Annotated in this window: 17 protein-coding genes, 3 tRNA genes and 1 pseudogene; 14 read left to right on the forward strand and 7 right to left on the reverse strand. The window is 65.0% G+C overall.

Annotated elements, in window-relative coordinates; genetic code table 11:
• The first annotated feature begins 108 nt into the window (after positions 1-108).
• From R5H29_RS17520 to R5H29_RS17550, 7 genes are all read left to right on the forward strand, one after another.
• Complete coding sequence (locus tag R5H29_RS17520; RefSeq protein ID WP_049412580.1) at positions 109-627, forward strand: Tfp pilus assembly protein FimT/FimU; 519 nt, start codon at positions 109-111, stop codon at positions 625-627.
• A complete protein-coding gene (pilV, locus tag R5H29_RS17525; RefSeq protein ID WP_010486096.1) occupies positions 624-1,091 on the forward strand; it encodes a type IV pilus modification protein PilV in 468 nt (155 codons plus the stop codon). The genes R5H29_RS17520 and pilV overlap by 4 nt, the downstream gene beginning before the upstream one ends.
• Positions 1,092-1,120: 29 nt before the next feature.
• A complete protein-coding gene (locus R5H29_RS17530) occupies positions 1,121-2,281 on the forward strand; it encodes a PilW family protein (RefSeq protein ID WP_171952435.1) in 1,161 nt (386 codons plus the stop codon).
• A gap of 7 nt (positions 2,282-2,288) precedes the next feature.
• Positions 2,289-2,780 (forward strand): PilX N-terminal domain-containing pilus assembly protein, encoded by a 492-nt coding sequence (locus R5H29_RS17535; RefSeq protein ID WP_029380064.1) that lies wholly within the window; start codon positions 2,289-2,291, stop codon positions 2,778-2,780.
• The gene (locus R5H29_RS17540; RefSeq protein ID WP_125893531.1) at positions 2,777-7,351 is read left to right on the forward strand and encodes a pilus assembly protein; all 4,575 of its coding nucleotides are present in this window, start codon (positions 2,777-2,779) and stop codon (positions 7,349-7,351) included. The genes R5H29_RS17535 and R5H29_RS17540 overlap by 4 nt, the downstream gene beginning before the upstream one ends.
• A 23-nt stretch (positions 7,352-7,374) precedes the next feature.
• Positions 7,375-7,788, forward strand: coding sequence for a type IV pilin protein (locus R5H29_RS17545; RefSeq protein ID WP_010486092.1), 414 nt, complete (start codon positions 7,375-7,377; stop codon positions 7,786-7,788).
• 68 nt (positions 7,789-7,856) lie between these two features.
• Positions 7,857-7,933: transfer RNA gene (locus tag R5H29_RS17550), tRNA-Asn, on the forward strand.
• 60 nt (positions 7,934-7,993) lie between these two features.
• Here the strand turns inward: R5H29_RS17550 and R5H29_RS17555 are convergent.
• A complete protein-coding gene (locus R5H29_RS17555) occupies positions 7,994-8,518 on the reverse strand; it encodes a GspH/FimT family pseudopilin (protein WP_171952234.1) in 525 nt (174 codons plus the stop codon).
• Between the two features lie 128 nt (positions 8,519-8,646).
• On the opposite strand from R5H29_RS17555, the gene uvrB reads away from it, so the two are divergent.
• The 3 genes from uvrB to R5H29_RS17570 all read left to right on the forward strand — a co-directional run bounded on the left by uvrB (position 8,647) and on the right by R5H29_RS17570 (position 11,026).
• On the forward strand, positions 8,647-10,671 hold the full coding sequence (uvrB, locus tag R5H29_RS17560) for an excinuclease ABC subunit UvrB (RefSeq protein WP_155029239.1): 2,025 nt from the start codon (positions 8,647-8,649) through the stop codon (positions 10,669-10,671).
• 107 nt (positions 10,672-10,778) lie between these two features.
• Positions 10,779-10,853: transfer RNA gene (locus R5H29_RS17565), tRNA-Val, on the forward strand.
• Positions 10,854-10,951: 98 nt separating this feature from the next.
• Positions 10,952-11,026: transfer RNA gene (locus R5H29_RS17570), tRNA-Val, on the forward strand.
• A gap of 96 nt (positions 11,027-11,122) precedes the next feature.
• Here the strand turns inward: R5H29_RS17570 and R5H29_RS17575 are convergent.
• From R5H29_RS17575 to R5H29_RS17590, 4 genes are all read right to left on the reverse strand, one after another.
• Entirely contained in the window at positions 11,123-11,455 is a 333-nt protein-coding gene (locus tag R5H29_RS17575; protein WP_021203592.1) for a hypothetical protein, read from the reverse strand.
• Positions 11,456-11,687: 232 nt separating this feature from the next.
• A complete protein-coding gene (locus R5H29_RS17580) occupies positions 11,688-11,879 on the reverse strand; it encodes a hypothetical protein (RefSeq protein WP_332329543.1) in 192 nt (63 codons plus the stop codon).
• Positions 11,880-11,942: 63 nt separating this feature from the next.
• Positions 11,943-12,134 (reverse strand): hypothetical protein, encoded by a 192-nt coding sequence (locus tag R5H29_RS17585; RefSeq protein WP_019659007.1) that lies wholly within the window; start codon positions 12,132-12,134, stop codon positions 11,943-11,945.
• Between the two features lie 110 nt (positions 12,135-12,244).
• Positions 12,245-12,814: a peroxiredoxin gene (locus R5H29_RS17590; protein WP_019659006.1), complete on the reverse strand. Its 570-nt coding sequence runs from the start codon at positions 12,812-12,814 to the stop codon at positions 12,245-12,247.
• Positions 12,815-12,935: 121 nt separating this feature from the next.
• Between R5H29_RS17590 and R5H29_RS17595 the strand changes: the two genes are divergently transcribed.
• The gene (locus tag R5H29_RS17595; protein WP_021203593.1) at positions 12,936-13,076 is read left to right on the forward strand and encodes a hypothetical protein; all 141 of its coding nucleotides are present in this window, start codon (positions 12,936-12,938) and stop codon (positions 13,074-13,076) included.
• 18 nt (positions 13,077-13,094) lie between these two features.
• Here R5H29_RS17595 and R5H29_RS17600 read toward each other — a convergent pair whose 3' ends face one another.
• The gene (locus tag R5H29_RS17600; protein WP_019659004.1) at positions 13,095-13,379 is read right to left on the reverse strand and encodes a hypothetical protein; all 285 of its coding nucleotides are present in this window, start codon (positions 13,377-13,379) and stop codon (positions 13,095-13,097) included.
• 32 nt (positions 13,380-13,411) lie between these two features.
• A pseudogene (locus R5H29_RS17605) lies at positions 13,412-13,513 on the reverse strand (MipA/OmpV family protein); the annotation flags it as partial.
• 209 nt (positions 13,514-13,722) lie between these two features.
• Here R5H29_RS17605 and R5H29_RS17610 point away from each other — a divergent pair.
• Genes R5H29_RS17610 through R5H29_RS17620 form a run of 3 tightly spaced genes read left to right on the forward strand, consistent with a single transcriptional unit; the run spans position 13,723 to position 18,198 of the window.
• Positions 13,723-14,394, forward strand: a complete 672-nt coding sequence (locus R5H29_RS17610; RefSeq protein WP_019659002.1) for a response regulator transcription factor — start codon at positions 13,723-13,725, stop codon at positions 14,392-14,394.
• Between the two features lies 1 nt (position 14,395).
• Positions 14,396-15,739, forward strand: a complete 1,344-nt coding sequence (locus tag R5H29_RS17615) for a HAMP domain-containing sensor histidine kinase (protein WP_021203594.1) — start codon at positions 14,396-14,398, stop codon at positions 15,737-15,739.
• A 59-nt stretch (positions 15,740-15,798) separates the two neighbouring features.
• Complete coding sequence (locus tag R5H29_RS17620; RefSeq protein ID WP_332329544.1) at positions 15,799-18,198, forward strand: DNA internalization-related competence protein ComEC/Rec2; 2,400 nt, start codon at positions 15,799-15,801, stop codon at positions 18,196-18,198.
• Position 18,199: the final 1 nt, after the last annotated feature.

Genomic DNA, 18,199 nt, shown 5'->3' on the forward strand with positions numbered 1-18,199 from the left:
GTCAAGCCTTTGACGCCCGTCGCCCCGGATTGACCGTTCATCCTGCCGCCGCTTGCCGGTGGCGGGGCGATGGCCCATCGTGGCCACCAACACGCTGGGGAGCGTCCAATGTCTTTGCGCCGGCAAAACGGCTTCACGCTGGTTGAGTTGATGGTCACGATCATGGTCCTGGCCGTGCTCGCCACGATCGCCTTTCCCAGTTTCCAGGGCACCCTGCGATCCAATCGCATCGCTACCGCGAGCAACGAGTTGATCGCTTCACTCGCATTGGCCCGCAGCGAGGCGGTAAAGAATCGTCGTGGTGCGGGTGTCTGTGCGTCGTCTGCGGGCAGTACATGTGATGGCAAAAGCTGGGCTGACGGCTGGCTGGTCTGGGCGGACACCAATGGAGATGGTGCGCTGAGCGCTGGGGAGACCGTGCTCCGCTACAGCGCCGGTCGGCCGGGTCTGACTACGGCGGGTACGCCAGATCTGTCCGTGGGTTTTGACCCACGTGGTCGCAACCGCGCGAATGCATCGCTGGACCTGACCCTGCGCCCGGACACCTGCGGCAAGCAACCGCTGCAACGAACGTTGCGCATTTCGCCGACCGGACAGGTCCGGCTGTTGAAGGAGGATTGCAAGTGAGGCCGTCCCGATCCCGTTCCCCGCGCGGCGTGCAAGGGGGCTTCAGTCTGATCGAAGTGCTGATCGCCATTCTCGTGCTTGGCGTTGGCCTGCTCGGTTTCGCGCTGATGCAGACCATGAACGTACGCTTTGTCCAGAGTGCCAACTACCGCACCCAGGCGACCAATCTGACCTACGAGATGCTGGACCAGCTGCGGGTGAATCGGAAGATGGCGCCGGTCTATGTCGGCGACTATACCGCCACCACGTCCAGCAAGAACTGCTTACCTCCCACCGGCAAGGACATCAGCAAAGACGCCTTCACCCTGGATTGGAGGTGCCGCCTGGGCAAGGCGCTGGGCGACGGCGCTACGGGGAAAGTAACCCGGAACGGTGACCAGTACTCGGTCAGCGTGAGCTGGGGGGATGAGCGCTGGAATGCCGATGCCGGTGACACCACGTTCACTGCCAGGAGCGGCTTGTGATGCGCGCCTCATGCTCTTCATCTCGACACATGTCGGGTCTTTCCATGGTTGAGCTGATGATCGCACTGGCCATTGGTGTGATCGTCATGCTCGGCGTGGTGCAGGTGTTTGCAGCATCGAGGGCGGCCTACCAGCTGTCCGATGGCCTGGCGCGGGTGCAGGAAAACAGTCGCTTCGCGATGGATGCCCTGCAACGCGAACTTCGCATGGCCGGGCATTTCGGCTGTGTCAATGACCAGGCCCGAAATACACCGGACAATGCCTCGCTGTTCAGTACCTTCGCAACGGCTCCGCATCCGGCGCTGGACTTCCAGACGTCGATCCAGGGCTTTGAAGCTACCGGAACCGCGCCGGGAGCGGCGGTTACCCTGACAGCCACACCCGCAACCGGCGGAACCGACTACAAGCCCGCGCTGCCTGCCGAGTTTGCTGCGGCCATGCCCAACCGAGTCAATGGCAGCGACATCGTGGTGCTGCGTTACCTGATGCCGGATGGTGTGCCGATCACCGCCATTGGCGGCGTTCCAGGCAAGCCGATTTTCAGTTTTGACAAAGCGCGCCTTGCGGTACTGCAGAGTGGTGTCTCCAACCCGGGGCTGTATGGTGCGGCCGACTGCGCCAGCGTCACGATCTTCCAGGCGCGCGCGGTGGACAAGGGCGCCGGCACCGTCACCTTTGGGGATGCGCCGAACAATGCAGGGAACTTCACCCGTCCGGTCACCACCGGTCAGGCGATGCTGCACCGTGCAGAAAGCGCGCTGTACTACATCGGCTATGACGCCGCCATTGCCCGTTCTTCGTTGTATCGCGTGCGCTTCACCGCCATCCCCAATGGCGCGCTGGTGGCCAATGCGCCGGAGGCACTGGTGGAGGGCGTAGAAAACATGCAGTTGTTGTATGGCCAGGACCGCGGGCTTACCGACGTTTATCCAACCGGTTTCATTGATCGCCAGGGCACTGCCGAAACGGTGCAGGGGTCTACCAATCCGGCCGCGAATGGTTGGCGTCGTGTCGGCGCCGTGCAGCTGGGGATGGTGATGTCCAGTCCGGATCCATCGGCGGCGCCGCAGGCCGACCAGAACGCTGCGCTCACTTCGCTGGGCGTGACGTTCACGGCGCCGGCAGACGGTCGCATGCGCGCTGTCTATCAAACCACCATCGCCCTTCGCAACCGCCTCTTTGGCAACTGAGGCTCGCATGTACACACGCCCGCGTCTTCCTTCCTTCACAGCACGCCGGCAGCAGCGAGGCGCTGTGCTGTATGTCGCCCTGATCATGTTGATCCTGCTGGCTCTTATCGGCATCGCCGGCATGCAGGTTACCGGTATGCAGGAGCGCATGGCGGCCAACTACCTGCGTTCCAATCAGGCCTTCCAGAACGCTGAAGCCGACGTGCGTACCCAGGAGGCGGCCATCAAGACAGCCATCGAAAGCGGCGGCGTTTTCGAGGCCAACCAGGAAGAATGCAGTCCGGTGTTCGACCCGGCAACCTGGGCCGATGGCAAGACTGCGGCTGCGGCAATCCATACCCGGCGCCTTGATAAGTGCGTGATGGGCGGCGGAGGGACCGGCCTCGGGGGCCGGAAGAACGAAGAGACCGAAAACATCTACCAGATCACCGTCCTGGCCAGTGACGATCCGGCCAATCCATCTTCCAGCGCTGTCATCGATACGATCTTCATTCCATGAACACTTCGCGCCGCTTCTCCCGCATCGTCTCGACTCCCTGGCTGCGCGCGGGCGCTGCCGTTGCCGTGCTGGCTGGGGTGGGGGCGTTGGTCTACCCGCTGTTCGCTGCGCTTGGCGACTACGACATCGCGCAGGAGCCGTTGTACAGCAAGAAGACCCAGCCGCCGCTGATGATGATGGTGATGTCGCGCGACGAGCAGCTGTTCAACAAGGCCTACAGCGATTACAGCGACCTGGATGAGGATGGCACCCTCGACACCACATACCAGGACAAGTTCGATTACTCCGGTTACTTCGATTCCAACCTCTGCTATTCCTACGCCAGCGGCCAGTTCAAGGCCAGTGCACAGGCCGGCGGCACCTGGAAGCACAGCTGCGGTGGAAGCTGGTCCGGCAATTTCCTGAACTGGGCAACGATGAGTCGCCTGGACGTGATGCGCTACGTGCTGTACGGCGGCCATCGCATCACCGACAGCGCCGCCAGCACCGTGCTGGAGCGCGCGCAGATCCCCAACGATCTGCACGCGTGGGTAAAGGTATACAGCGGCAGTGATATCAACAGTTTCACCCCGTACAAGACCACCATGTCCTTCTGCAACGCCACCATCGAATCCGGTGGTGCACCGCTGATGCGCGCTGCGTCGGGCAACTGGGGCGAGTGGGCGGCCACCGCCAGCCGCCAGTGCATCACCGGCCGAAGCGATGAAGGCAAGGCTGATTCACCTGGCTCTGCCACCAACTTCAACGTCCGGGTTGAGGTCTGCGCCAGTGGCAGCGGAGCTTTCCCGGAGGCGTTCTGCCGCAAGTACAACGATGGCACAAGGGACTATCTGAAACCGGCTGGGCTGCTGCAGTCGTATGGCGAAAGCGGCCGTCTTCGCTTCGGTCTGGTCACGGGTACCTATGTCAATCCGCGCGATGGTGGCGTGGTGCGGCGGAACATCGGAAAGATCGCAGGCAACGGCACCGGATTCTGTGCGGCCGGCGACGAAATCAACCTGTCCAACGGTCAGTTCTGTAACAGCTTGTCCGGTGGTGCGGAAGGCATCATCAATACCATCTCCAACTTCCGTATCGACCAGTGGAACTGGAGCAATAACTGGAATGACTGCAACGACTACAGCATCCTCAACCGACAGGGCTTCGGTGACAGAGGTAATCTGACCGATCCGGGCAATGCCTCGAAGAAGTGCAGTGCCTGGGGCAATCCCCTGGCCGAGATGTATGCCGAAGCTGTGCGCTACATCAAGGGTGAAACCAAGGGCATCTACAGTGCGTCCGGAGACCTGAGCGGGCTGCCCAATGCGGTTGCCTGGAAGGATCCCTACCGCTCCCCGAACGATGGCGGCAACTCCTACTGCGCCACCTGCAACATCCTGGTGATGTCCTCAGGCCTGCCGTCGTTCGATAGCGACAACATCGGGTCGATCAATGGCCTGGCACCTGCGGCGTCGGCAACGGATGCGATCGGCAATCTTGAAGGCATTACTGGTGGCAGTTACATGGCTGGCCGCGTCGGCCTGACCGAGCGCTATGCCTCGATCAATACCCATGAGGACATCTGTCGCGCGGCCAAGGTTACTGGCCTGTCGCTGGTGCGTGGCATCTGCCCGGATGTGCCTTCCACGGAAGGCAGCTACCTGATGGCGGGCTTGTCAAAGGCCGCGGCCGAGACCGACCTTCGTCCGGGCGTGCAGAACAAGCCGGATACCTACAAGCTCACTGCGACCACCTATACCGTGGCCATGGCTGAGAGCCTGCCCAAGTTCGAGATTCCGGTGGGCAACGGCAAGATCACCCTGGCCCCACTGTGCCAGGCCAACAATACCGGTACGGCAAAAATCACCAGCAATGGCTGGCGCAGTTGCTTCCTCGGTTCTGTTGGTATCGGCACCAAACAGTCTACGGTCTCGCCGAATTTCGTCTATGGACGAACTTATCGCGCAGACGGCAAGGCTGGCAGTTTCTCGCTGGTATGGGAAGACTCGTTGTGGGGCAATGACCACGACAACGACGTGGTCTCCATGCTCAGCTACTGCGTGGGCGCTACCTGCAACGACGGCGACAACACGAATTTCCGCAACATCTGCTGGCGCTCCAGCAGTGCGGAGTGCAGCAACAATGCTGTACGCAATACCGTGGGCAGCGATGAGGTGCTGGTCCGCATTGAGAATCTCTCTGCCTATGCCGGCAACGCGATGCTCACCGGCTACACGATCGTGGGTTCGAACGCGGCCGACAACGTGCAGCGACTGGTACTGCGGCCCGGCGACAAGAACGGTTCGGTGCTGACGACCACCTCGGCTCCTCCGGCAGAATGGACAGGTGCCATTGTCCTGCGCTACCGCCTGGGAAGCGGCCAGGCCAATCAGTTGGAGAGCCCGCTGTGGTACGCCGCCAAGTATGGCGTGCCGGCTGGCAAGAAATGGGACAGCAAGGTGCCTGGCGTGCCGGACAACTATTTCCTGGCGCGCAATCCGGCCAAGCTGAAGTCTGCGCTGGAGTCGATCTTCGACAGTGCTGCCGCGGGCGAGGCGCCGGTGGGGGGCAGCGCGACTGGCGCCCGGGTCAACGCAGGTTCCTTCACCGTCTCGGCGCACTACACGGTACCGTCGGGATCCAATGACTGGACTGGCGATCTCATCGCCCGTCAGACCCTCTCCAATGGCGAAGTCGGCCCTGAGCTGTGGCGGGCGTCGACCAGGATGAGCGCTTCGGGCCGCAATATCGTGGTGTCGACTGCGCCGACTTTTGTGAACAAGTCCAATCAGTTGATTCCTGTAGCAGCGGCAGATTTCACTGCGGACAACATTCCCGGCCGCGACCGCGCCGAGAAACTGGGCAACCTTGGGCTCAATACCGTTCCCAACTGGTTCGGTTCGCATACGGTTGCCGATCTTGTCAGCTATCTGCGTGGTTCACCGGTCAGCGGGTTCCGTCCGCGCAGTGTACTGCTCGGCGACATCGTCAATTCCAGCGTCGAGATTGTTTCCACCCGGGATGACTACGGCTATACATCCTGGAAGGAGCAGGGCGGGATAGGCTGGAAGACCACACTCGGTACCCGCTACAAGGCCTATCTGACATCGAAGACTGCGTCTGGCGGCCCGCCCTCAATGGTCTATGTCGGGGCCAACGACGGCATGCTGCACGGATTCAATGCCGGCACCGGAACCGCGGCCGGCACTGAACAGTTCGCCTACATTCCCTCCACGTCGCTGCAGCACATGGCCGAACTGGCCAACCCTGCCTATGGCCATCGCTACTACGTTGACGGCGGACTGACGGCATCCGACGTCCACTACGGCGAGGCGTGGCATACGGTACTGGTAGGGACCACCGGCGGTGGCGGTGCCACGCGCGGCCCGTCCGCCACGGCAGTCGGTAACGGCTCGGTGTTTGCGCTGGATATCAGCAATCCAACGGCGTTCAACAGCGGCAACGTGCTGTGGGAGATTTCCGGCAAGACCGAATCGGACATGGGCTTCGCGTTCGGCAAGCCGGTGGTGGTGCCTGTCGCTGGCACTGATCCGAACGGCGCGCCGCGATTTGTTGCACTGTTCGGTAACGGCGTCAATTCGAGTACGGGCCGTCCTGTGTTGTATGTGGTCGACATCCAGAGCGGTGAGGTACTCAAGCGCCTGTATCCGAGCGGGGGCAAGTACGCGATCGCCAATGGCCTCAACCACGTCACAGCGGTGGCACTGCACAACAGCAGCAGCCTGGCCGATACCGTGTACGGTGGTGACATGCAGGGCAACATCTGGCGCTTCGATCTGCGGGGGGGCGACCCCACGGCATGGAATGTGTCGCTCAGCGGTACACCACTGTTCACCGCCATGCGCAGCGCGGTGGCGCAACCGATCACCGGAGCGATCCAGACGTCTGCGGGGCCGGGTGGGGGCGTCAGCCTGTTCTTCGGTACCGGTCGTTATTTCACCGCCGATGACAACGCCGTTACCCGCAATTCACCTGTGCAGACGCTGTACGGAATATGGGACAACCTCAGCGACGCGATCTCCAGCCGCGACGTGCTGGTGGGGCAGTCGATCAGTGCCAATGGTGCAGCATTCCGCGACATATCCAGCAACGCGGTGGACTATTCAACAAAGCGTGGCTGGTACGTTGATCTGATCGTGGATACCACGGTGGAGGGTGAGCGCTTCTTTGGATATCCGACGTTGCAGGGTGGCACCGTGATGTTCACCACGTATGTGCCTGGACAGTCCGTCTGCGGTACAGGTGGTGGCGTCAACTGGCGCTATCGGCTGAACATGGCCACCGGCCAGCCCGCGATGGGCGGCCTTACCGACGAAGTGGGGGGGGATCCGCTGTGTGGCGCGAACTGTGGCGCCGGGGCGTTGACTCGCGGCGGCGACGTCGCGACGGGGGCTCCTGTGCTGGATACACAAGTCAGTACATCGATGCGCAAGGGCTGCGACCCCAGCGATCCGAAGTGCTCGGTCGATGGTTCGATTGACCGGTGCATCGTGACGCTGAACACTCCGGGCGCGGATACTGCATACGGCCAGCGTGCCTGCGGTCGCCAGTCCTGGCGGCAGATCCGCTGATGACCATGAACATGAGATCGCCCATGCACGCACCCTCAAACCGCCGCTTTGCAGCTGGGTTCACCCTGATCGAGCTGATGATCACCGTAGCCGTGATCGCCGTTCTGGCAGCTGTAGCCCTGCCGTCCTACCAGCGTCATGTGCTGAAGACCAACCGGGCCCTGGCCAAGGCTGATCTGGTCGAGATCGCACAGCTGCTCGAGCGCTACCATACGGTGCAGAACAGCTATGACGGTTTCTCACTGCCGTTCAACCAGTCGCCGCGACAGGGCAACAAGCGCTACACGCTGTCCCTGAACGGCAAGGCCACGGCCAGCACCTACACGCTGCAGGCGGTGCCGGAAGCCGGCCAGGACAAGGATGTGTGCGGCACGCTGACGCTGGATCAGGCCGGACGCAAGACGCCGGACAAGAAGACCAATGCGGAGTGCTGGTAGCGGTTGAGCATCGCGGCTGGAAAAAGGGCTTGCGCTGGCCGCCAAACGCTGGCTAAAATGCGCACCCCGCCCGAATAGCTCAGCCGGTTAGAGCACTTGACTGTTAATCAGGGGGTCGTTGGTTCGAGTCCAACTTCGGGCGCCAGATTCGAAAAAGCCGCGAGAAATCGCGGTTTTTTTCGTTTCCGCGATGGCATTTCAGTTTTCAGCAGGGGATCGGCCTGCGCGGGCGCTGGCTCCTGACCCGTCCGGGGACGCTGATGATGACGCGGCTGTGCTCCTGTCCATTCATGCACAGCACGATGGACTGGTTGGTGCCGGCATTGCGGCCGTCGGGCCGGAACCGTATGTCGGGCCGATGATCGCTGGTGCGCAGGTCGACATGACGCTGGCGTGCCCTGTGCACGCGCAGTTCCCTTCCGGCGCCGGTTGCGCTGTTGGCCGGTTCGACCTGTACCCGCCAGCCCTGGCTCCATGCCTGGTCACATCTCATGCCGTCCGACGAACCGCAGACCGTCACGCGGCGGCGTTTGGTGATGGCGGCGTTGCGTGCCATCGACAGGCTCGCGACCAGTTCGGCGCGCAGCGTTTCCGCCTGGAAGTGCCGCAGCGTGCGTTGCCAGGGGCCCCACGCCAAAGCCAGCAGGACAGACAGCACCATGACGGCGGTCAGTAGCTCGATCAGATGGAGGCCGCGATGGAGCCGGGCAGGGCGAAGACGAAGAGACATGCCTCCAGCCTCGTTCCGTGCTCGCGCATTCACCATCGGCCAACGCCGCGGCTGCCTGCCCGGAAACCCCTCAGCTGGCCGTCACCGCTTGCCCCGTATACTCACCCTTCCCGGGAACTGGCAACACCATGAGCGACCGTTTTGAACTCGTCTCGCCGTATTCGCCGGCAGGCGACCAGCCTGATGCCATCGCAAAGCTGACCAGCAACTTCGAAGCGGGCATCGCCAAGCAGACCCTGCTGGGCGTCACCGGTTCGGGCAAGACCTACACCATCGCCAACGTCATCCAGAACGTGCAGAAGCCGACGCTGATCATGGCGCCGAACAAGACGCTGGCGGCGCAGCTGTACGGTGAGTTCAAGGCATTCTTCCCGCACAACGCGGTGGAGTACTTCGTCAGCTACTACGATTACTACCAGCCGGAAGCCTACGTGCCGTCGTCGGACACCTTCATCGAAAAGGACAGTTCGATCAACGAGCACATCGAGCAGATGCGGCTGGCGGCGACCAAGACCCTGCTGTCGCGCCCGGATGCGATCGTGGTGGCCACGGTGTCGGCGATCTATGGCCTGGGTGCACCCGAGGACTATCTGTCGCTGCGCCTGATCCTGTCCAAGGGCGAGCGCATCGACCAGCGCGACCTGATCAATCACCTCACCCAGCTGCAGTACACGCGCAACGAGTACGAGCTGCAGCGCGGTACGTTCCGCGTGCGTGGCGAAGTGATCGACGTGTTCCCGGCCGAGTCGGACAGCGAGGCGCTGCGCCTGGAACTTTTCGATGGCGAGGTCGAGAAGATCACACTGTTCGACCCGCTGACCGGCGAGACGCTGCGCAACATGCAGCGTTTCACTGTTTATCCGAAGACACACTACGCGACCACGCGCGAGCGCGTGCTGGCAGCGATCGAGACGATCAAGGTGGAGCTGAAGGAGCGGCTGGAGCAGCTGTACGCGCAGAACAAGCTGGTGGAGGCGCAGCGCCTGGCCCAGCGCACCCAGTTTGACCTGGAAATGATGGCCGAGGTTGGCTACTGCAACGGCATCGAGAACTACTCCCGGCATCTGACCGGCAAGAATGCCGGCGAGCCGCCACCGACCCTGTTCGATTACCTGCCGCCGGATGCACTGCTGGTGATCGACGAATCGCACGTGACCATTCCGCAGATCGGCGCCATGTTCAAGGGCGACCGCTCGCGCAAGGAGACCCTGGTCGAATTCGGTTTCCGCCTGCCGTCGGCGCTGGACAACCGCCCGCTGCGCTTCGAGGAGTGGGAGGAGCGCTGCCCGCGCAGCATCTACGTGTCGGCCACGCCCGGGCCCTATGAACTGCGTGAAGCCGGTGACGAGATCACCGAACTGGTGGTGCGCCCGACCGGCCTGATCGACCCGGTGGTGGAGATCCGCCCGGTCGGTACCCAGGTCGACGACCTGATGAGCGAGGCCAACGCGCGCATCAAGGCGGGCGACCGCGTGCTGGTTACCACGCTGACCAAGCGCATGGCCGAGAATCTCACGGAATACCTCACCGAACATGGTATCCGCGTGCGCTACCTGCACTCGGACGTGGACACGGTCGAGCGCGTGGAGATCATCCGCGACCTGCGGCTGGGCAAGTTCGACGTGCTGGTCGGCATCAACCTGCTGCGCGAAGGCCTGGACATGCCCGAGGTATCGCTGGTGGCGATCCTTGATGCCGACAAGGAGGGCTTCCTGCGTTCCACCGGTTCGCTGATCCAGACCATCGGCCGTGCCGCGCGCAACGTGCGTGGCAAGGCGATCCTGTATGCGGACAAGATCACCCGTTCGATGCAGGCCGCGATCGATGAGACTGACCGCCGTCGTGCCAAACAGGTCGAGTACAACGAGCAACATGGCATCGTGCCGCGCTCGGTGGCGCGCCCGATCGTCGACGTACTGGAAGGCGCGCGTTCGGATGCGGCAGAGAAGGAAGCGAAGAAGGGCAAGGGCAAGGGCAGGCCTGGCGTGGCCGAGGACGGGGGCGACTATCGCTCGCTCAGCCCGGCCCAGCTGGCGTCCCGTCTCAAGGCGCTGGAACAGCAGATGTACCAGCATGCGAAGGACCTCGAATTCGAGGACGCGGCCCGCGTGCGCGACCAGATCAGGCAGCTGAAGGAGGCGAGTCTGGGCTGAACGCGGCAGTGCAGCATCTTCTTCACGAGAGTATTGCACTTCACGGCGGGCATACGTAATATACGCGGCCTGCACCGACGCAATCGCGAACGTTCAGAAGCAAAAACGGGCGGTTAGCTCAGCGGTAGAGCACTACCTTGACATGGTAGGGGTCACAGGTTCGAACCCTGTACCGCCCACCACGAAGTCTTCGGAAGAGGGCTGTCGTGAAATGCAAAGCCCGGCCCTGGCGCCGGGTTTTTACGTAGCAAGGCCAGCTTTCGGGCGGCAAGAACAAGATGGGCGGTTAGCTCAGCGGTAGAGCACTACCTTGACATGGTAGGGGTCACAGGTTCGAACCCTGTACCGCCCACCACCTGGCTCCCGGCACTGCCGGTGCAACGGTGGATCAGAATGAAAGCCGGCCCCGGGCCGGCTTTTTTCGTTTGCGCCAGTGGGCTGCAGCCAGCGGTCAGCGTTGGGCCACCCATTCGTCGATGCTGATCATGCGCTGCAGCCGCCAATGCCCGTCCACGCGTTCCCAGACCTGCGCAACGCGTGCCGAGCCGGTGCGCTGCTGCGGGGTGTCCGCCCGCAGGGGCTGGTTGCCCACGCGCAGCACGCGATCCTGGCGCAGCCGGTAAAGCTGAAGGGTGGCCGGGTCTGCTTTCTCATCCGGCATTGGAGATGCTCCTGCCTGCCCAGCCTCGGCCTGCAGGATCTGGCTGCGCAGGGAAGCATCCCCGGCGTCGGTATCGCGGCCGAACAGGCCAGCGCACAACAGCAGCAGGGCAAGCATCGGCATGGCACGGTGCTCCGGAGAAGGGAGTCCAGCGTGGCACTGCCCCCTGCGGTGTGAAACCGGTATGCGACGAAAGCCGGTAAAGCGCGCGCCAAGGCGCCCGGGGAAGGATGAATCCGGGGCCGGAAGTGCCGGGCCGCCCCAAGAGACGGCCCGGCGCGATGCCCAATGCGGGTGGGCGCCGATCAACACCGCTGCGCTGGGTCAGCGCTGGCGACCCGCAGCTCGGCTTCGATTACAGCGGATCACAGCACAGCACCTGGCCAGGCTTGCCGGAGTTGCCGAACGGGCAGCTCGGATGCGGCTCGCAACCGGGCGCATAGCCGGTCTGGGGCGCAACGGCAAAGGCCTGGCTGGTGCCGAAGGCCATGGCCGCGACAACGACGATACCGGCGACAGACGAGAACAGCTTCTTCTTACCGATCATGCGTGGCTCCTTCAGGTGTGGAAATGCACGGTGTAGGCCGTTTGCGGGACGGCCTTGCACAGGTCAGTTCGGCTGGCAGCAGATGCGGGTACCACCGATTGTCCCGTTGCCGCCGAAAACGCAGCCCGGCGTGTAGGTGCAGCCCGGCGCGAAGCCAGCCTTGGTTGGCTTCGCAAAGGCCTGGGACGCGCCGAACGACAGCGCGGCGACAACGACGATACCGGCGACGGACGAAAGGACCTTCTTTCCGATCATGTGTATCTCCTTGGTTGGCGTTGGTGTTGCAGTTGCCGAAGGCACCGGAGTGCCGGTTGTGGCGCGAATCTGGAGGCGAGGGCGGGCGCGCGGATCGGGCGCGTGGCGCCTCAGTGCAATGCAAGGCGAGGCGCCAGCGACTTCATGGCGGCCTGCACGACCTGCTCATCGAGCTGGCCGACGTGTTTGTAGGCCACGCTGCCATCTGCAGCCAGCACCACCAGCATCGGTGTGACCGTGGCGCGGTAGCGTCTGGCGGCATCGCCGTCGCTGTCGATGGCAATCGGGAAGCGCAGATCGTGCTTGCCGGCGTAGTCGGCCAGTTCATCGTAGGGAGGAAGGCCCACGCCGACCAGCTCGCTGGTGCCACGTCCGCCAGCAATCTGCTGCAGCTGCGGCATCGAGGCCAGGCAATAGCGGCAGGCGGTGGAAAAGAAGTACAGGATCTGGGCAGTGCTGCGTTCGCCGCCGATCATCACCCGGGTGCGCTGGGTGGTTTTCAATGCCAACGTATCGGCACGCGTGCCCAGCGCCAGGCCATGCGCCTCATGCTGCATGGCCTGCAGCTGGGCGGCCATCTGCTCGTTGATCTGCCGCAACTGGCGGTTCTGCCATCCCAGCGCGATGATCAACGCCGACAGCAGCAGGGCAGCAACAGGAACCAGGGCGCGCTTGAGCATTGATCATCCTTGAACGCAGCGTTGTCCGGAACATACCCGAACTGCGGCGCGAGTTGTTAAGCAGACGTTCCGCGCGTCGCCGTGGCGTGCGCGTCCCTACCACTCTCAGGATCCGTCTCAGATGAGCGAGCATGTTCCGGCTCCCCGGACCAATCCATTCGTCGAGCTGCTGTTCGGCGGCAACATGCTGGAAGGCACCTTCAAGGCCGTGGTCTGGGTAGCTCTGCTGGCTGCGGTGCTGGCCTGGGCCACCTTCCGCTGAGCCATCGTGCCCCTGCGCTCAGGCGTTGAAGACCTGCCGCAGGCTGTGCAGCGTAGCCTGGCGGTGCTCCTTTGCGGTCGCTTCGCTCATCTCAAGTTCCTGCAGGCGCAGCCCGACCAGGGTCATCGACAGCGCGTAGGTGCGTGCCGCATCGGCGACGCGCGAAAGCCCGAGTGCGCGGCGGGCCAGCGCATCCACATGCTCCAGATCGGGCATAAGGCCCAGATACGCACGTTCTGCGCTGTCCAGGTCGGGAGCACACAGGATCGCATGGGCTTCGAGGGGGGCGGAGACGCAGGCCATGAGGGGTGTCCTTGTCTGTAACGGGCGCTCGCTCAGAACGAGCGCATCAGGGAAACGAAGGCCGACGTCTGTGTCCCACGCCGCGCCATCGGGCTGTCCTTTACTGCATCGCCGAACCGCTGGTTGGCGGCCAACGGAAAGCTGATGGCAGCGGAGAACAGCAACAGGCGCAGCAGGGTCGGGGGCAGCAACGGCATCGATCAGCCACTTTGCGGAGGATGGCTGTGCATGGTGCGGGCGCAACATTGTCAGAACATTGCGCGTCGGCAATCGGCATGCGAAGGCGCCCAAACCCGGCGCAAGGCACTATGATCGGCAGCGTTTCCGGTAGCCGAACCCCCTGATGCGCATCCTCCTGGTCGAAGACGATCCCGATCTGTCCCGAGCCCTGCAATCGGGCCTGGAGCGGCAGGGCGTGGTCGCCGACGTGGTCGGAAGCCTGGCCGAAGCTACGATCGCGCTGCGCGAACCGGTACACCAGTTGATGTTGCTCGACCGCCAGCTGCCCGATGGCGATGGCGCGGCGTTCGTCGCCACCGCGCGTGCACTGCGGCCTAACCTGGCGGTGATCATGCTGACCGCCAAGGGCACGTTGTCAGACAAGGTCGAGGGCCTGGATGTGGGGGCCGATGACTACCTAGTGAAGCCAGTGGCGATCGAGGAACTGATGGCGCGGATCCGTGCAGTCTCACGGCGGCCCTCGGCGATGGTGACGCCGCGCCTGCACCTGGGGCGGCTGGAATTCGACTTCGAATCGCTGCAGGCGCAGGTGGGAGGCCAGCCGCTGGCACTGCCCCGGCGCCAGGTGCTGGTGCTGCAGGCGCTGGCGATGCGCCAGGGGCGCACGGTCACACGCAGCGCGCTGGAAGCGGCGGTGTACGGGTTTGATGACGAGATCCAGTCCAATGCACTCGACGCGCACATTTCCAAGCTGCGCAAGGCGCTGCAGCAGGCCGGGGCTGGTGTGGAGATCCATGTGATCCGCGGCGTCGGCTATCTGCTGGCGGAGGCGTGAGATGACCCGACCGATCCGCTCCATCACGCTCGGCCTGGCCTGGCGGTTGTTCCTGGCGCAGGCCTTCACTGTGTTGTTCGCGGTGGTCGCGTTGATCCTGACCTGGGGCGACAAGGACACTTGGGGAATGGACATGTTCACGGCCGAGGCGGTAGCCAAAGCCGTGCACAGCGAAGGCGGCCGGCTGGTACTGGACCAGGCGCGCTGGGACAGGCTCAATGCCGGGGCGGGGGGCAACCTCTGGTTCGCGGCGGTTGATGACAGGGGCACGTGGCTGGAGCGCGGCACGATTCCTGCGGTCCACGCCCCGTTGCTGGCACGCTTGCCGACAGTGGGCGCCACCGAACTGGGTTCACTGGTGCCGCCCTATCTGGACGTTGCGCGGGTGATGATCCGCAACGAGGATGGGCGGCGCATCACGGTGATGGTGGGCGGGGCACCGAAGGGCGGGCTGCTGGACGGCGCACTGATGGTGCTGCGCCTGATCGGCCTGTGGTTCTTCCTGCCGCTGATCGTGATCACGCTGCTGGTGATGCCGACCGTGATCCACCGTGCGATGCGCGGCGTGCGTCGGTCCGCACAGCAGGCCAAGGAGCTGGATATCGGCCAGCCGGGTGCGCGGCTGGATGCGCAGCTGGTGTCGACCGAGGTCGCGCCGCTGGTGGAAGCTTTCAACGACGCGATCGACAAGGTGCAGCAGGGCTATGCAGCACGTGACAAGTTCCTCGCCGATGCCGCGCACGAGCTGCGGGTGCCGATTGCAGTGGTACAGGCGCGCTTGTCGCAGCTGCCGCAGGGTGAGCTGAAATCGCAGCTGCTGACCGACGTGGCGCGGCTCGGCAACGTCGCCGAGCACCTGCTTGACCTGCAGCGGCTCGATCGCAATGTCGGCGCACTGCAGCGGCTGGATCTGGCGCTGCTGGTGCGTGAAGCGGCCGCCGATCTGGCGCCACTGGTGGTCGGCGCCGGCTATGGCTTCGAGGTGGATGCGCCGGAGTCGCCCGTGTGGATCCATGGCGACAGCCTGGCGCTGGGGCGGGTGATCGCCAACCTGGTGCACAACGCCATCGTCCACGGCGGCGGGCGCGGCACCATCTGCGTGCGCCTGGATGCACGTGGCCTTCTGGAAGTCAGCGATCAGGGCGCCGGTATTCCGGTGAGTGACCGTGAAGCGATCTTCGAGCCGTTCCATCGCCTGCGCGCGGCGGGCAGCGGCAGTGGCCTCGGCCTGCATCTGGTGAAGGAAATCGTGCAGCATCACGGCGGCTCGGTCAGTGTCGGCGAGGCCACCGGCGGTGGTGCCAGCTTCCGGGTCAACTTCCATCGCGGCACCGTCCGGCGCTGACAGCCGCGCGGGGGAAACCCTGATAGGCAGCCTGTAGCGCCTGGCGGCAGGCTGATGGAATGGCTTCCGAACGTTCCGCGCCGGCCCTGTTCGGCCCCGGCTGCGCTGCCGGCCTGGTGCTGGGCGCGCTGGCCTGCGTGCAGATGCCGGCGCTGCTGCCGCTGTGGCTGAGCGCGCCGATGGCGGTTGCCGGCGGCGCGGGCTGGCTGCTGCGCTGGCGCGGCCGCCCCTGGGCTGCAATCGTGCTCGGCCTGGCATGGGCCACATTGCACGGGCATTGGGCGCTGCACGGCCAGCTGCCACCCGGCGCGCCGCCGCAGGATGTGCGGGTGAGCGGACGAGTCGCCGATCTTCCGCAGCGGGGGCCCGGCTACACCCGTTTCGTGTTGCACGTGGATGAGGCCGATGCGCTGCCAGCGCTGCGCGGCAAGCGCCTGCAGGTCACCTGGAACGATCCGTGGCGCGGGTCGTCAGCGCACGAGGCCGAGGGTGGGCGGCATGCGGTTCGTGCGGGATCGCATTGGCAGTTGCCGCTGCGCGTGCGTGCGCCACGTTCGCGGATCAATCCCGGCGGCTTCGACGGCGAACGCCATGCCTTGCTGCGCGGCATCTCCGGCAATGGCACGGTACGCGACCCGGGGGCTGCGCGTGAGCGCGCGCCTGCGCAGGGCCTGCCAGCCTGGCGCGAGCGCAGCAGTGACGCCATCGCTACGCAGGTGGCACATCCTGCCGCGCGGTTCGTGCAGGCCTTGGCGCTGGGCGATACCCGCGGGCTGTCCGATGCCGACTGGGAGCACCTGCGCGCGCTGGGCCTGACCCATCTGGTCGCCATTTCCGGTTTTCACGTGGGCGTGGTGGCGGGCTTCGGGGTACTGCTGTGCCGCTTGTCGTGGTGGCTGTGCCCGGTGCTGGGACATTGCTGGCCACGGCCACAGGCGGCGGCATGGGGTGCAGCGCTGGCCGCAGCCGCCTATGCCGTGGCCGCCGGCGGCGCGCTGCCAACGGTGCGCGCGGCGCTGATGATCGGGCTGGTGGCACTGGCCCGTGCCGGACGTCGCCCGGTGGGTGCGGGGCAGGGGTTGGCCCTGGCCGCGATGGTGATGCTGCTGCCGGCGCCGCTGTCGGTGTTGTCGGCCGGCTTCTGGCTCAGCTTTGGCGGGGTCCTGTGGCTGCTGTGGTGCCTGCCGCGAACCGGGCCAGAGGGCGCCGGTGGGGGCCTGCGTGGCTTCCTGGCCGCCCAGGGCGTGGCCAGCCTCGGCCTGTTGCCGCTGTGCGTGGCCCTGTTCGGCGGCACCGCGCGGTTGGGGCCGCTGGTCAACCTGCCGATCATTCCGTGGTGGACGTTGCTGGTGGTGCCGTTGTCGTTGCTGGGTACGGGGCTGCATGCGCTGCACGAGGGAGCCGGCCGCTGGTCCTGGCGTGCTGCGGCCTGGCTGTTCGAGCTGAGCTGGCAGGCGCTGCAGCCACTGGCGCTGCACCCGCAGGCCATGTGGTGGTTGGCCGAGGCGCCGCGCTGGGCCGTACCGGCGGCATTGGCGGGGGTGTTCTGGTGGCTGCTGCCACGCGGCGCCGGCGGTGGCCTGGCGGGCCTGCTGCTGTGCCTGCCGCTGTTGTGGCCGGCGCGGCATGCACCGGCCGAGGGGGAACTGGAGCTGCTGGTGCACGATGTGGGGCAGGGCACAGCGGTGCTGGTGCGTACAGCGCGGCACGCGCTCTGGTACGACGTAGGGCCTCCGACCGGCGGCGAGGGCAGCGAGCGCATTCTGGTCCCGGCCCTGCGCGCGCTCGGCCAGGCGCCGCCCCGGCAGGTGATGCTCAGCCATGACCATCTTGATCACACCGGCAGCCTGTCCAGCCTGCGACGGCAGCTGTCCGGACTGCAGCTGCTGGCGCCACCGGGCAGCACCATCGCCGGCGCGACGCCCTGCCAGCAGGGGCTGCGCTGGCAGTGGGACGGGGTAGATTTCCAGGTCCTGCACCCGGCGCCGGGCAGCCGTGAGGCTGAGAACGAAGACAGCTGCGTGCTGCGCATCGCCAGCCACCACGGCGTGGTCCTGCTGCCGGGTGACATCGGCCGACCGGCCGAGCGGACGCTGCTGCAGTCGTCTCCGGCCGCGCTGAAGGCGGATGTGGTGCTGGTGCCGCATCATGGCAGCGGTGGCAGCTCCAGCGCGCCGTGGGTGGCCGCCGTGGCGCCACGGTTGGCGGTGGTTTCGGCCGGCCACCGCAACCGTTTCGGCCATCCACGCCAGGACGTGGTCCAACGCTGGCAGGCGCAGGGGGCGGAAGTGCTGGCCACGGCCGACTCCGGCGCGATCCGCGTATGGCTTGGTGCACAAGGGCTGCAGCTGCGTGAACAGCGTATCCACGCATCCCGGTGGTGGGATGCCGCTGGGCGGGCGCGGTCGGCTGCTATCCTATCGCCGAACGAACAAGCGGCCGTTGGGCCGGAGGGTTGAA

It is taken from the genome of Stenotrophomonas sp. A3_2 (assembly GCF_036624925.1).
Classification (GTDB): Bacteria; Pseudomonadota; Gammaproteobacteria; order Xanthomonadales; family Xanthomonadaceae; genus Stenotrophomonas; species Stenotrophomonas hibiscicola.

Excerpts from the sequence above, each read along its gene's own strand:
- R5H29_RS17520 (WP_049412580.1), top strand. The coding sequence starts at position 109 with ATGTCTTTGCGCCGGCAAAACGGCTTCACGCTGGTTGAGTTGATGGTC.
- R5H29_RS17585 (WP_019659007.1), bottom strand. The coding sequence starts at position 12,134 with ATGATCGGAAAGAAGGTCCTTTCGTCCGTCGCCGGTATCGTCGTTGTC.
- R5H29_RS17580 (WP_332329543.1), bottom strand. The coding sequence starts at position 11,879 with ATGATCGGTAAGAAGAAGCTGTTCTCGTCTGTCGCCGGTATCGTCGTT.
- R5H29_RS17555 (WP_171952234.1), bottom strand. The coding sequence starts at position 8,518 with ATGTCTCTTCGTCTTCGCCCTGCCCGGCTCCATCGCGGCCTCCATCTG.
- R5H29_RS17615 (WP_021203594.1), top strand. The coding sequence starts at position 14,396 with ATGACCCGACCGATCCGCTCCATCACGCTCGGCCTGGCCTGGCGGTTG.
- R5H29_RS17620 (WP_332329544.1), top strand. The coding sequence starts at position 15,799 with ATGGCTTCCGAACGTTCCGCGCCGGCCCTGTTCGGCCCCGGCTGCGCT.
- R5H29_RS17600 (WP_019659004.1), bottom strand. The coding sequence starts at position 13,379 with ATGGCCTGCGTCTCCGCCCCCCTCGAAGCCCATGCGATCCTGTGTGCT.
- R5H29_RS17610 (WP_019659002.1), top strand. The coding sequence starts at position 13,723 with ATGCGCATCCTCCTGGTCGAAGACGATCCCGATCTGTCCCGAGCCCTG.
- uvrB (WP_155029239.1), top strand. The coding sequence starts at position 8,647 with ATGAGCGACCGTTTTGAACTCGTCTCGCCGTATTCGCCGGCAGGCGAC.
- R5H29_RS17530 (WP_171952435.1), top strand. The coding sequence starts at position 1,121 with ATGTCGGGTCTTTCCATGGTTGAGCTGATGATCGCACTGGCCATTGGT.
- R5H29_RS17535 (WP_029380064.1), top strand. The coding sequence starts at position 2,289 with ATGTACACACGCCCGCGTCTTCCTTCCTTCACAGCACGCCGGCAGCAG.
- R5H29_RS17595 (WP_021203593.1), top strand. The coding sequence starts at position 12,936 with ATGAGCGAGCATGTTCCGGCTCCCCGGACCAATCCATTCGTCGAGCTG.
- R5H29_RS17590 (WP_019659006.1), bottom strand. The coding sequence starts at position 12,814 with ATGCTCAAGCGCGCCCTGGTTCCTGTTGCTGCCCTGCTGCTGTCGGCG.
- R5H29_RS17540 (WP_125893531.1), top strand. The coding sequence starts at position 2,777 with ATGAACACTTCGCGCCGCTTCTCCCGCATCGTCTCGACTCCCTGGCTG.
- R5H29_RS17575 (WP_021203592.1), bottom strand. The coding sequence starts at position 11,455 with ATGCCGATGCTTGCCCTGCTGCTGTTGTGCGCTGGCCTGTTCGGCCGC.
- R5H29_RS17545 (WP_010486092.1), top strand. The coding sequence starts at position 7,375 with ATGCACGCACCCTCAAACCGCCGCTTTGCAGCTGGGTTCACCCTGATC.